At 59.0% G+C, this 13,517-nt stretch carries 9 protein-coding genes; 4 read left to right on the top strand and 5 right to left on the bottom strand.

The features are described 5' to 3' along the window. The 4 genes from V7773_RS24960 (at position 1) to V7773_RS24945 (ending at position 6,912) form a co-directional block, all read left to right on the top strand. The gene (locus tag V7773_RS24960) at positions 1–1,653 is read left to right on the top strand and encodes an ATP-binding protein (RefSeq protein WP_336075769.1); all 1,653 of its coding nucleotides are present in this window, start codon (positions 1–3) and stop codon (positions 1,651–1,653) included. A gap of 78 nt (positions 1,654–1,731) precedes the next feature. Beyond that, on the top strand, positions 1,732–5,058 hold the full coding sequence (locus V7773_RS24955; protein ID WP_336075768.1) for a type I restriction endonuclease subunit R: 3,327 nt from the start codon (positions 1,732–1,734) through the stop codon (positions 5,056–5,058). Next, positions 5,055–5,756 (top strand): M48 family metallopeptidase, encoded by a 702-nt coding sequence (locus V7773_RS24950; RefSeq protein ID WP_336075767.1) that lies wholly within the window; start codon positions 5,055–5,057, stop codon positions 5,754–5,756. The genes V7773_RS24955 and V7773_RS24950 overlap by 4 nt, the downstream gene beginning before the upstream one ends. Positions 5,757–6,000: 244 nt before the next feature. After that, entirely contained in the window at positions 6,001–6,912 is a 912-nt protein-coding gene (locus V7773_RS24945; protein ID WP_336075765.1) for a restriction endonuclease, read from the top strand. 226 nt (positions 6,913–7,138) lie between these two features. Here the strand turns inward: V7773_RS24945 and V7773_RS24940 are convergent, their stop codons facing one another. From V7773_RS24940 to V7773_RS24920, 5 genes are all read right to left on the bottom strand, one after another. Continuing rightward, a complete protein-coding gene (locus V7773_RS24940) occupies positions 7,139–7,657 on the bottom strand; it encodes a GNAT family N-acetyltransferase (RefSeq protein ID WP_336075763.1) in 519 nt (172 codons plus the stop codon). 260 nt (positions 7,658–7,917) lie between these two features. Further along, positions 7,918–8,277 carry a DUF6124 family protein gene (locus tag V7773_RS24935; protein WP_336075761.1) on the bottom strand — a complete coding sequence of 120 codons (360 nt, stop codon included), beginning with the start codon at positions 8,275–8,277 and terminating at the stop codon, positions 7,918–7,920. A gap of 592 nt (positions 8,278–8,869) precedes the next feature. Beyond that, positions 8,870–10,144, bottom strand: a complete 1,275-nt coding sequence (locus tag V7773_RS24930; RefSeq protein WP_336075760.1) for a glycoside hydrolase family 68 protein — start codon at positions 10,142–10,144, stop codon at positions 8,870–8,872. 475 nt (positions 10,145–10,619) lie between these two features. Next, the gene (locus V7773_RS24925; RefSeq protein WP_336075758.1) at positions 10,620–12,032 is read right to left on the bottom strand and encodes an aldehyde dehydrogenase family protein; all 1,413 of its coding nucleotides are present in this window, start codon (positions 12,030–12,032) and stop codon (positions 10,620–10,622) included. After that, entirely contained in the window at positions 12,029–13,087 is a 1,059-nt protein-coding gene (locus V7773_RS24920) for a homoserine dehydrogenase (RefSeq protein ID WP_336075757.1), read from the bottom strand. Before V7773_RS24920 ends, V7773_RS24925 begins: the two co-directional genes overlap by 4 nt. Between the last annotated feature and the right edge of the window lie 430 nt (positions 13,088–13,517).

The raw sequence follows: 13,517 nt of genomic DNA, 5'->3' as shown, positions 1-13,517 counted from the left end.
ATGCCCCAGCGCCTACCACCCCGCGAATCCCTCACCGTCGAGTTCAAGAGCGACCGCAACAAGCTCCCCGACCGAGACCTGATTGAGGCGCTGGTGTGCCTGGCCAATGCCGAGGGCGGCGAGCTGTGGCTGGGCGTCGAGGATGACGGCACGCCCACCGGACTGCATGCCGAGCATCGCCTGCTGGCGGGCCTGGCCGGCATGGTCTCGGCGCGCACCTCACCGTCGTTGAACGTACAGGCCGAAGCAGTCAACGTGGATGGTGTGACCGTGGCACGCATCCATGTGCCCAAAGCCCAGAGCGAGGTGGCCACCATCAGCGGCGTCTACCTGCGCCGTCGCTTGAAGCACGACGGCACGCCCGAATGCATAGCCATGCTGCCCCATGAACGCAGCAGCCGCGCAAGCAGCTTCGGCCTGCTCGATGTCTCCGCCCAGCCGGTGGTCGGCGCCACCCTGGCCGACCTCGACCCGCTGGAGCGTGAGCGCCTGCGCCAGGCGGTGCAGCAATACGGCGGCGACCGCGTGCTGTTGGAACTGGACGATGAAGCCCTGGACGGCGCGCTACTGCTCACTGCGCGCCAGCCGGACGGTACTCGCGTGCCGACCCTTACCGGCCTGCTCCTGATCGGCCGGGAAACCTCCTTGCGCCAACTGGTGCCCACCCATGAGTTCGCTTTCCAGGTGCTGGCCCAGCAGGCAGTGCGCTTCAACGAGTTTCGCCGCTTCCCATTGCTCAAGGCACTGGACTGGCTGGAAACCAACTTCCGCCCCTACAACCCCGAAGAAGAGCTACAGGTCGGTCTATTTCGCGTGCCAGTACCCAAGGTCGACCTCGGCGCCTTCCGTGAAGCCGTAGCCAATGCCTTAGTGCATCGCGATTACCACGGCAGAGGCGCGGTGCATGTGCGCCTGGAGGACGATGCCCTGGTGGTCAGCAACCCCGGTGGCCTGGTCGATGGTGTGACCCTGGCCAATCTGCTGGTGACCGAACCGCGCCCGCGCAATCCGGCCCTGGCCGACGCCATGAAGCGCGTCGGCGTGGTCGAACGCTCCGGCCGAGGCGTGGACAAGATTTTCCGCGGCATGCTCAAGTTCGGCCGGCCAGCCCCGGACTACAGTTACACCACCGCCCAAAGCGTAGTACTGCGCCTACCCACAGCCGAGGCCGACCTGGACTTCCGCCGCCTGGTAGTCGAGCACGAGCGCGCCACCAATGCCGAGCTGCCCATCGACAGCCTGATTGCCCTGGCCGCCCTGCGTGAGACCAAGCGCGTCACGGCCGACGAACTGGCCGTACAGATCCAGCGCGACACCGCCAGTGCCAAACGCACCCTGGAAGCCCTGACCGAAGCCGGCTTGGTCGAGGCCCACGGTTCTACCCGAGGGCGCAGCTACACTCTGTCAGCCCGTCTGTACCAGGCCGTGGGCGACAAGGCCGGTTATACCCGCCAGGCAGGCTTCACACCCATTCAACATGAGCAGATGGTGTTGAACTACGTGCAGCAGCATGGGCAGATTCAGCGCGCTGAAGTAATGGATCTTTGTCGGCTCTCGCCTGATCAAGCGGCAAAACTGCTCAAGCGCATGAAAGACAAGGGCACACTGATACAGCAAGGTGAACGACGCTGGTCGGTCTATAAGCTCGGCTAAAAATTCTATGAGCCGCTATGAGCCGCTTATGAGCCTGTATGAGCCCATACACGCCTGAACTGGATTAAAGGAGTAACCGTGGGCTGGGAATTGGATGACGTCGAAAAACCCTTTGTGGCTCAGTTACAGAGGCTGAACTGGAAGCATATCGAGGGCAGCCTCGACGACCCGACCATCACTGGCCGCAGCAGTTTCAGTGAAGTGATTCAGCGGGCCGCACTGGCCGAGTGCTTGCGTGCCATCAACCTGCGCGACGGTCAGCCCTGGCTGGATGAGCAGCGCATTGCCGAAGCACTGGCGGCCATTACCCGCGTGGGCGCTGGCAAGCTGATGGAAGCCAACCAGACAGTCACTGAACTGCTGCTCAAAGGCATCACTGTCGACGGCCTCCAGGGCTGGGAAGGCGGGCGTGGTCAGACCATCCAGTACATCGACTGGGCCAACCCGACCAATAACCACTTCAGCGTGATCAACCAGTTCCGAGTGGATTGCCCACCGGGGTACAACAGCGGCAAGAAATTTATCGTCCCGGATCTGGTGTTGCTGGTGAACGGCATCCCGCTGGTAGTGGTGGAGTGCAAGAGCCCGTCCATTCCAGAACCGCTGGCCGAAGCTGTCGATCAATTGCGCCGCTACAGCAACCAGCGCAAGGCAGCCTTCGAAGTCGAGGACAACGAGGGCAACGAAACACTGTTCGCTAGCGTGCAACTGCTGGTCGCCAGTAGCTACGACGAAGCACGAGTGGGCTGCATTGGGGCCGGCTTCGGGCATTTCTCCCAATGGAAAACCGTGGTTGGCCCGGAAGGTAGCGGCAGCGAGCAGTCGGTAGCCGAGCAGTTGGGCAAAGCCAAACTGTCCGAGCAGGAGCGCCTGGTGGCAGGCATGCTGACGCCAGCCCACCTGCTCGATCTGATCCGGCATTTCATGCTGTTTATGCAGGTTGGCGGGCAGACCATCAAGACGGTCTGCCGCTACCAGCAGTACCGCGCGGTGAACCGCACGGTGATCCGCATGAAACGCGGGCAGACACGCCTTGAGCATGGCGAGAGCGACCAGCGCGGCGGCATCGTTTGGCACACCCAGGGTTCGGGCAAGAGCCTGACCATGGTGTTTCTGGTGCGCAAGATGCGCACGGACACACAGCTGCGCCGCTTCAAAATCATCGTGGTCACTGACCGTAAAGACCTGCAAAACCAGCTCGCCGCCACCGCCACGCTGAGCGGTGAACTACCTGAGGTGGCCTCCAATATCGAGGGCGTTAAAGCCTTGGCACGTCGCCAGGGCCCCGGTCTGGTATTCGCCACCATCCAAAAGTATCGCAATCCCGAGCAGGAGGAAGATGGGGAGGCGCCGATCCCTGCGCAAGCTGCGGTCCCCCTCAAAGCCGCAGAAAAGCGCGCGCCCTATCTGGTCAGCAAACCATTCGAGGTGCTCAACCACGACGAAAGCATTCTGGTATTGATCGATGAGGCGCACCGCACCCAGGCCGGCGATCTGCAGGCGAACCTGCTGGCGGGTCTGCCCAACTGCGTGCGCATCGGCTTTACCGGTACACCGATCATCATGGGCGACAAGAAACGTACCCATGAAATTTTCGGCGCATTTATCGACAAATACACCATCAAGGAAGCTGAGGCAGATGGCGCAACAGTGCCGGTGCTTTACGAAGGACGCACTGCCCAGGGCGCATTGAAAGATGGGGCGAGCCTGGATGAGCTGTTCGAGGATTTGTTCCGCGAACACAGTCAGGACGAGCTGGAGCTGATCAAGAGAAAGTACGCCACCAAGGGCCATATCTTTGATGCCCCCGCGCTGATCGCTGATAAGGCGCGTGACATCCTCAGACATTACGTCACCAATATCCTGCCCAATGGCTACAAAGCGCAGGTTGTAGCCTATAGCCGGATTGCGGCAATCCGCTATTTCCACGCGCTGCAGGCCGCCCGCGATCAGTTGCTGACCGAGGCCGAAGCGTTGCCAGCAGCCGACAAGGACCTCGACGATGAAGCACTGTGCCAGCGTCCACCCAAGCTGCAGGCGCGCGTGCAGGCGTGGCGCTATCGCGACAGGCTACGCAGCCTGGAATTCGCAGCGATTATTTCTGGCTCAAACAACGATCCGGCCGAGTGGAAAACCTGGACGGATGGCAGCAAGCACGAGCTGCTGATCCAGCGCTTCAAGAAGCCCCTAAATCATGAGCACCCAGGCAAGACCGACCCGTTGGCTTTCCTGATCGTTAAGTCTATGTTGCTCACCGGCTTTGACGCCCCCATCGAAGGGGTCATGTACCTTGACCGGCCAATCAAGGAAGCCGAGCTGCTGCAAGCCATTGCGCGGGTCAACCGTACTGGTTTCGGCAAGCGCTGCGGCATCGTGGTCGATTACTACGGGGTCGCCAACCACCTGCGCGAAGCGCTGGCAGCCTATGCCGATGAGGATATCGAAGGTGCGCTGAGCAGCATCAAGGACGAGGTGCCGGTGCTGCGCGATCGTCATCTTCGCGTGGTGGATGTGCTGCGTCGCCAGGGCATCGAGTCGCTGGAAGATGCCGAAACCTGCATTGCCGCACTGGAGTCGGAAAAGGTGCGCGCCGAATTTGCGATAAAACTCAAAGCGTTCCTCAACTCATTGGACACCGTGCTGCCACGCCCCGAGGGCCTGCCTTTCGTCAAGGATGCCAAGCGCCTGGCCTATATCCATGCACGTGCGCGCGGGCGTTACAAGGACCTGCCGCAACTGGGCAAGGATGTCGGCGCCAAGGTGCGCAAGCTAATCGACGATCACGTTATTTCGCTGGGCATCGACCCGAAGATTCCGCCGATCCAACTCACCGATGCCGACTTCGAGAAGCAGTTGTCGCGTAGCGTCAACGACCGCGCCAAGGCCTCAGAGATGGAGCACGCCATTCGATCGCATGTGCGCAAGCATACTGATGAAGATCCGGTGCTCTATCGCAAGCTGTCCGAACGTCTGAACGAGCTGCTCAAGTCGCTGGGCGAGCAGTGGGATCAGTTGGTTGAGCAGATGCAGAAGATCATCAACGAGCTGCGCAGCGGTCAAATGAGCGATGACTACACCCCCCTGGATTTGCCCGAACACTATGCCCCCTTCCTGCGCACCCTGCTGGATGTGGTGTGTGCCGACGCCAATCCGCAGGCCGCCGAGCTGCTGCGCTTGAAGGATGTGACAGTGGAACTGGTCGATCTGTTGGTGGGCGAACTCCAAAGCCACCGCGATATCTGGAGCCCGCGCAAGCGAGCGGCACAGGAGGAGCTGGCCGGGCAGCTATTCGATTACCTGATGCGACTGCGTCCGCCCTTGGTGGATAGCGATACGGCGGGGGTGCTGTCTGACCGCCTGATGGATCAAGCGAGAGCCAGCCATGAACGGTTGATGCAGCTGTGAGCAATCAAACCCTCACCGTAAACGATCTGCAACTGACGCTACGCCGTAGCGCGCGGCGCAAGACGCTACAAATCACTGTCGAGCGTGACGGCGCACTTATCCTGTCTGCCCCGCCAGAGGTTGAGGAGCAAGCGCTACGGCAATTCGTAGAGGAAAAAAGCTTCTGGATTTACTCGCGTCTTGCCGAAAAGGAACGCCTGCAGCGCTCAATCCCCACCAAGGAATACGTCGACGGGGAGGGGTTTCTGTATTTGGGGCGAAGTTATCGCCTCAAACTGGTTGATGAGCAGGATGTGCCGCTGAAACTCTCTGCCGGTCGCTTCCGCCTGCTGCGTAGCGAACTGCCACGAGCCCGAGAACACTTCATCCGTTGGTACAGCGAACATGCCCGCAACTGGCTGGCCTTACGCGTCAAGAACCACCAAGCCCGCATGGACCTGATCCCCAGCGGTGTGCGTGTGCAGGATCTGGGCTATCGCTGGGGCTCCTGTGGCAAAGGCGCACAGCTCTACTTTCACTGGAAAACAATCCTGCTGCCTAAGCCCATTGCGGAATATGTGGTGGTGCATGAGATGGTGCACTTGCAAGAGCCACATCACACCCCAGAATTTTGGCTCCGCCTGGAGCGCGTCATGCCTGACTATGCACAGCGCAAGACATGGTTGGCAGAACATGGGATCGAAGTTGAAGGGGTCTGAATCTCTTCTCCTGCTCGTGACCTTTCGAACTCCCGACTTAAGATCGATCGCGTCACCACAAATCAGTTTGGGAATACATCTTACGCAGATCAGGCAGGCATCCACTGATACTGCAGACGCTCGATATCAGTAAGTCGCCGGCCCAGCCACACCAGTCACTATTTTAGGGTGAAGGTATAGGCGCACGACAACCAGGATCCGTACCTGCTTTAATACGCCCCGGCAACTGAACAGGAAGTTACTCATGCCCATCCCGGATTTTCAGAGCGTCATGCGACCGATACTGGCCACCGTCGCCGACAATACTCCGCTAGCCCTAAGCGAACTTCGCGAGCGCATCGCCAACGAGTTTCAGCTCAGCGAGGAGGAGCGCAGTGAACGCCTGCCTTCCGGCAAGCAAACGGTCATTAACAATCGAGTCGGTTGGGCGCGCACCTATCTGAATAAGGCGGGGTTGCTGAGCATTCCGGCAAAGGGACTGGTGCAAATCACCGAACGCGGTCGAGAGGCGCTGAACAGCGGGCCGGCACGTATTACTGTTAGGTGGCTCAAGCAATACCCTGAATTCGCCGCGTTCCATACGACCAGTCCCGCCGATGACCCAGCGTTAGCCTTGCAGAGCGAACCGGTCGAACAAGCTACTCCCGACGAGCAACTGGCCGCAGCGCACCAGGCGCTGACGCAATCATTGGCGGATGAACTGCTAGCCCTGGTGCGTGCAGCTTCACCAACTTTTTTCGAGCAACTGGTAGTCGATCTGATGATCGCCATGGGCTACGGCGGTTCACGCAAGGAAGCAGGGCGCGCGACGCAACAAACCAACGACGACGGCATCGACGGAATCATCAAAGAAGACAAGCTCGGCCTGGACGTCATCTACCTGCAAGCCAAGCGTTGGACCTACACCGTACACCGCCCGGAAATCGACAAGTTCATCGGTGCCCTCACCCGCCAACGCGCTCGCAAGGGTGTGTTCATTACTACTTCGGACTTCTCCAACGGAGCCCGTGAAGCCGCCTTGAGCCTGGATATCAAAGTGGTGTTGATCGATGGGTTGGAGCTGGCGCGGCTGATGGTCGAAAATAATCTCGGCTGCAACGTCAAACAGGTTTACGAAGTGAAGCAGCTGGATAGCGATTACTTCTTGGAGGACTGACCTGCACTTCAAGGCCCCAACAACAAGCGGACAGTTTTTCCTCTAGTTGAACGCATTAACGTTTAATGGAGCGTGTCCATTTTTTGTTCGGGCAGCCCAAATTTACTGTGGTCACCCCCAGAACTGGCCTCAGAGGTTTGAGCCTCCTTTAATGCTTAACATTGCTGATTTTTCTCCGTCCGTGACCACCATTTCTTATACGTTGAAGAACAATCAAGCGAAACCGTTACGCAAGAGGTTTGATGGCAATCTCCTCACCAGACCTCAGTATTTGAATAGGCCTCCTTGACCAGAAAAAATCATACAGCCGGACACCATTGGGGTCCGTTGTATAGCCCTTCGCGATTTTGAACCCCATTGACTCATAAAACGGCTGAAGTTTTTTCAGCTTGGATTTTTCGACAGCTACCTGTAGATATCCGTTAGGAGTCTGCATCTGAATCTGATCAACAATAAATCTTGCATAGCCTTTACCACGATATTCGGGAAACACATACAATCCCGAAATTATCACCCCGGGGTGATTGAGCTTCCGAATCAGTCCAAGGAGTACGATGGGATTCTGAGCAAAATCCATGTTCAGAATGTGGTCAACGCCATTCATCCTGCGTTCAACCAGAACCTCCCCTTTAAACTTCGGTAAAAAAGCTTGATAAGCCCTGTTAAAACTATCGTGCGCAGCAGGGAATTCTTTCAACCATCCTGAAGTTTCATGATTCTGTAGGTATAGCGCTTCAAAAAGCATAAACGTTCCTTGTTATTCAGCGATCAATAATTAATATATCAGCTCGTGGTGAAACCTTCCTATGCGAAAGGCTTGACGCATTTGCCTCAAGCACGCTGGAGCGAAATTTTTCAAACGCCTAAAACCCTAGTCACCCCAAAGGCTATTACAACAGCCCCATCAGTTTTTCATACCCATCAAAAATCTGGTACCTCCCGAGCCGAAAAAAGGTCCTGCTTAGCAAGACCTTTTTTCATACCTGGGGTACGCGCGCCCCCTTGTTACCTCACCTCAACAATATCCAAAGCCCGATTCGCCAACAGTTCACTCACCTCAATTACCTGCAAAATCCCCAACGCAAAATGCCGTCGTGATCCCTCAAGCCCAAACGCCAAATCACTGATCATGGCATTCGCCGAAGCCAGGTTTTCGCTGAGATTGGCAAGCAGACATTCCGAATCAACATCCGGCGCAATACGGAAGATGGTGTTGGTCTTGTCAGACGTTTCCTTCTCAGGCGTAGGGTTCAGATAGAAATCCAACGCCCGGGTGGCAGCGTCGTCGAGCTTCTTATTACGGCTCGATTGAACGCGGGATACAGGTTCGTCTGTAACTGGAGGGTTCGGTGTAATTTTGACCATAGCCTTAACTCTCTTTGGTGAGGCCACGACCCTCTCGCTGCTAAACGAGTGGGTGGCAGCTGTACGCGGGTTAGCAGACCGACGAGTTAAGAAATCGGCGCGCCCGAGGGCGCCCCACGCACAGCCACCATCAAGTGCAGGGATGGGGATACCTGACTGATGAAGCTTGATACGACTCAACTCGACGGGCTGCTAAACCCGATCACTGATGCTCAGTGACAGGACTCAAACTACCGACGCCCTCCAAGACGCACAAGCCGGCAGATTCTGGCGTAGTTGTAGGCAACGGCGCAAGGCGATGTCGGTCGTGGCTGGTCTCGTGGAGTCACGATAAACAGCGGGCCGGAATGTTGCTGATGCACCACTATCGCGAGCAAGCTCGCTCCCACAGAGGAGCTTGTGTACGTATGTCGCTGGGGAACGCATTCGCAACCGACTGCATCCTTGCAGCCAGTCGCGAAGAGGGTTACGACTCGTTATTCAATGGGCCTTGCGACCAACATCGCAATAAATCAGGCGGGATATCTCGACCATATCCACAACGGTTTTGTCATCGACCTCAAACCCGCTGCCTGAAACCCCTGTATTGCTATTACTTAAGCGTGACATCGAGCATCGGCGGGATGTACCCGTAGTCGTACTCGCCCACCACAAACGTCTGCTGCCCTTTTATTTTCATGCCCACCGTGGGTGCCTCAGTACCGCCCACACGAATCTGCGTGCCGGTTGCGTCGGTCGGTACGCTGTCGATGAAGGAGGTCACCAGGCCGTTTGGCATTACATAGTGCGAGTAGGTCTGGAATGGCTGGGAGGACGGGTTGCCCAGCACCAGGCCGGAACCGTTGAGCGGCACGTAGGGGCCGAACAGCGAGTCCGCGACGAAACCGTACACGCCGTCCGGCCCGGTCACACCGTCGGCATAGGTGAAGGTGTGGCTGATCGTGAACAGGTAGTACTTGCCATCCTGGAACACGAAGTGCGGGCGCTCGGTCTGGTCGTTGACGCCCACGGCCGTCAGCAGGGGCGGCAACATTTCCCAGTCGTCGCCGTCCGCGTCGCGGGCCACGGCGATGCCAACACAGGCGGTCTGGAAGCGCGAGTTGCCGACATCTTCATAACCCGGCGGTACGTCGCCGATTTCGGCCTCGCCCACTTTGTGCGAGCCGCGCTCACCGGCCACGTTGCCCTCGAACAGCATGTACAGCTTGCCATCTTTCGGGTCGCGGAAAGGCCATGGGTCGCGGAAACCCCAGAAGGCGTTTTGGGCTTCGGTCTGGTACATCTTGCCGTCGGCCTCGAACAGTGGCTTGACCTTCTCGAAGCCGACCATGCTGACACCATGTTCAGTGGTCACGACCCGACCGCGCACTTTGACGATGGTCGCGCCTGGGGTGACGGCGGTGTAATACAGGTCCACTTCACCTCGGTCGTTCAACAGAATCGGCGTGCCGGCCCATTCGCGAGCGGTCGGCGAAACGCCTTCGGCCATCACACGGCCGCCGAATTCCCAGTTCTTGCCGGTACGAGAAAACCAGTAGTACATCTTTGCCCGACCATGGCGATCGTTCCAATCGCGGAGGATGTCGTAGTTGCCGTCCTCATCAAGGTACGCCGGGTCGTTTGGATGACGATCGGCCGTCAGGGTGAAGATCACCGACCAGCCATCGACGGACGTCACGTTACCGTCCAAGTCGCGCAGGGGCATGGTGTCCCAGATGAACACGTCGTTGTTCAGTACCGGGAAATCCGCGCTGACCAGCGGCTGCGTGGTGGTGGGATCGTCCGCCCGGACTTTCAGCGCATCAGCGCGGGTCCAGAGGCTGGGTTGATGGGGGGTTACACCGAATTTTTCAGTGGTGGTTTTCATAAGGTAATACCTCGTCCATGAATGGATTCAAATAAATGATGCTTGAGAAATACTGGATGCGCATACAGTGAAGCCACCTTATAGAGGCTTATGCATGCGGGTCAAGCAAAAAATGCATTTGTGCATAATTTGGTTTTTTCTTGAGGCTGATACGTTTCAGCCTTGAGCGTTTGCAGAAGTTAGTTCGCGGAAAGATCGACGACGTTGCCGGCACGCTCGGTGCTTTGAGCCGCTGCTCAGTGGAAAGCTTGCGTAACTGGCAACAGGTGAAAGTAGTGCATAGAGGGATTGCTCGACTGAGCTTGGGCGTCGTGCGCAAAGCTCAACAAGGCGGGGAGTCAGCGGTTCTGAGGGTGACGGGTGTATCGCTATCGCGAGCAAGCTCGCTCCCACAGGGTGTGCGGTGGCTGTGTGGTTTGTGCAGAAAAGCATCAGGCAGGTGACCAAACCTGCCCGATGCCAACGACCTGACCTGTTATCCCAACGTATTCAAACAAACCACCTTCGGCTGGGTCATTTCCTCATACGCAAACCGCACCCCTTCCCTGCCCAAACTGCCGTACTTGGAACCGCCAAACGGCATCGCATCGAACCGAAAATCCGAAGAGTCGTTGATCATCACGCCGCCCGCCTCGATTCGCCGTGCAGCGCTCATCGCGGTGCTGAGGTCGTTGGTAAAGATCCCGGCGTGAAGGGCGTATTCAGGTTCGTTAGCCAACGCAATGGCGTCATCGAATGCGTCGAACGGCTGCAACACCAACACCGGGGCGAAGGCTTCATGGCGCCAGAGTCGGCTGGAATGATCGACATTTTCCAATACGGTGGCGGCGTAACAGGTGCCTTGGCGGCGGTGGCCGCAGAGTAAGGTGGCGCCTTGTTGCAGGGCTTCGTTCACCACCTGTTCGGCGTTCTGCGCGGCCTGCTGGGTGATCATCGGGCCGATGTCGGTGTGGGCGAGCAGTGGGTTGCCGACGACGAGGGCTTGGGCCTTTTGGACGAAGCGTTCGCGGAAGGCGGCGTAGATCGGAGCGTGGATGAGCAGGCGTTGGGTGCCGATGCAGTTTTGCCCGGCGGCCCAGAAAGCGCCGGAGAGGCAGCTGTCGACGGCGGCGTCGAGGTTGCAGTCGGCCATGACGATGACCGGGGCGTTGCCGCCGAGGTCCATGGCGAGTTTTTTCAGGCCGGCGGTGCGGGCGATTTGTTCGCCGGTGACGAAGCCGCCGGTGAAGGAGATCATCCGCACGTCGCGGGCGGCGACCAGGGCTTTGCCCAGTTCCGCGCCGCCGGTGGCGACGGTGACCACGGTTTCAGGCAGGCCGGCGGCGACCAGGTACGCGACCAGTTTGAGGGCCGACAACGGCGCCAGCTCCGACGGTTTGAGGATCACCGCGTTGCCGCCGGCAATGGCCGGGCCGAGTTTGTGGGCGACCAGGTTCAGCGGGTCGTTGTAGGGGGTGATGGCGACGATCAGGCCCAGGGGTTCGCGGGTGAACCAGCCCTGGCGCGATTCGGCGCCTTCGTAGGCGTCGAATGGCACGATTTCGCCGGCGTTGCGCTTGGCTTCTTCGGCGGAGAGCTTGAGGGTGTTGATGCAGCGTTTGACTTCTTTTTCCGCCTGCTTGAGGGTCTTGCCGGCTTCGTCGACGATCAGTCGGGCGAAGGCTTTGGCGTCGCGTTCGATGTTCAATGCCGCGTGTTCGAGGATGCTAGCGCGGCGATGACGGGGGAGCGCGGCGCAGGCTTTTACGCCGCTGCGTCCGGTCTCGAGCAGTTGCGGGACTTCCGAGGCGCACACGTCGGCGACGGTGCCGACGATGCTGCCATCAAATGGGTTGAGGACTTCAATGTGCGGTTCGACGACCGCCAGGGCCAGGCGCGATACGTTCACAGGTTGTGCTCCTGTTTGCGGGTTGCCGATTGGTGGATGTGAATGATGTCCGACAGCAGCGCGAAGGCGGTTTCGGTGCGGCCGGCGCCGGGGCCCGAGACGGTGACGGCGCCGAGCAGTTCCGAGGTGAACGACACGGCGTTGGTGGCGCCGCTGACGCTGGCCAGTGGGTGGTCGTTGCTCAGCAGGCGCGGTTCGACGCTGGCGCTGATGGAGCCGTCGGCCTGGCGCGTGGCGGCGCCGATGAGTTTCCAGCGGGCGCCGTCGTGGCGGGCTTTTTCGATGTCGGCGAGGCTGAGGGCGGAGATGCCGCGGCAGGTAACGTCGTTGACGGTGAGTTTGGCGTCCAGCAGTTCGTTGGCGAGGATGACGACTTTGAGGCGCACGTCATGGCCTTCGACATCCGCCGTTGGATCGGCTTCGGCGTAGCCCAATTCCTGGGCTTTTTTGACCGCTTCGGCAAATCCCGATCCGCCTTCCATGCAGGTGAGGACGAAGTTGGAGGTGCCGTTGAGGATGCCTTCGAAACCTGTGATCGAGCTGCCAGCCAGGGATTGTTTGGCGAGGCGAATGACGGGGGTGCCGCTCATGACCGAACCTTCGTATTCGAAGGCGACGTTGTTGCGCTGGGCCAGGGCTTTGAGTTCGGCGCCGTGCAGGGCGATGGGGCCTTTGTTGGTGGTGACCACGTGCTTGCCGCGCTCCAGGGCCCAGCGGCAGAACGAGGTGGCGGGCTCGCCGTCCACCGGGTTGGTGAAGGTGGCTTCGGCGATGATGTCGGCGCCGCAGTCTTTGATCACGGCTTCGTTGAGGGCGTCGACGGTGCCGCCGGGCAGTTGGGCCATGGCGCCTTGGGTGGCTGGCAGTTTGGCCAGCGATGCGGCGTCGAGGCCGTGGCGGTCCATCACCGAACCGAGGAACAGGTCGGTCACGCCGACGATTTTCAGGGTGAAGCCGAGGTCGGTTTTCCACTGCTGGTTGCGCTCGGCAATCAGCTGAGCCAATGCCCGGTTCACACCGCCGAAGCCGACTAGCGCCAGTTTGTATTCAGTCATTTTTGTTATGTCCTTGATCCGGGTGATGAGGTTGTTGGGATCTAGGTTAGGGAGGTGGGGTGGGCAGTGAAATATGCCAATTTGCTCTATTTTTTGGGCGTTTTGACCAGGGGGTGGGCAAAGCGGTAAGCATGCTTGTTCCACTGGCCCGGCACATTCCCCTGTGGGAGCGAGCTTGATCGCGATGGGGCCAGGTCAGGTACATCAGTTGCGGCTGGTGTACTACTATCGCGAGCAAGCTCGGTCCCACAGTTTTTTTCAGTGCTTGGTCTATCGGTGCTGGGCATGCACCTGCTTGGCTGATGCACCGCCGGCCGCTCTTGTGGCGAGGGAGCTTGCTCCCGTTGGGCTGCGCAGCAGCCCCTGGAGTTGGCCTCTGCGGTGGGTCAGGTAGATTGCGGTCAATCGGGTTGGGGCTGCTTCGCAGCCC

Source organism: Pseudomonas sp. 3JA, assembly GCF_036961705.1.
Lineage (GTDB): Bacteria > Pseudomonadota > Gammaproteobacteria > Pseudomonadales > Pseudomonadaceae > Aquipseudomonas > Aquipseudomonas fluorescens_Q.
This window is presented reverse-complemented; position numbering and strand designations above follow the sequence as displayed.

Coding starts and splice junctions, on each gene's coding strand:
- V7773_RS24945 (WP_336075765.1), top strand. CDS start 6,001: ATGCCCATCCCGGATTTTCAGAGCGTCATGCGACCGATACTGGCCACC.
- V7773_RS24940 (WP_336075763.1), bottom strand. CDS start 7,657: ATGCTTTTTGAAGCGCTATACCTACAGAATCATGAAACTTCAGGATGG.
- V7773_RS24960 (WP_336075769.1), top strand. CDS start 1: ATGCCCCAGCGCCTACCACCCCGCGAATCCCTCACCGTCGAGTTCAAG.
- V7773_RS24935 (WP_336075761.1), bottom strand. CDS start 8,277: ATGGTCAAAATTACACCGAACCCTCCAGTTACAGACGAACCTGTATCC.
- V7773_RS24920 (WP_336075757.1), bottom strand. CDS start 13,087: ATGACTGAATACAAACTGGCGCTAGTCGGCTTCGGCGGTGTGAACCGG.
- V7773_RS24930 (WP_336075760.1), bottom strand. CDS start 10,144: ATGAAAACCACCACTGAAAAATTCGGTGTAACCCCCCATCAACCCAGC.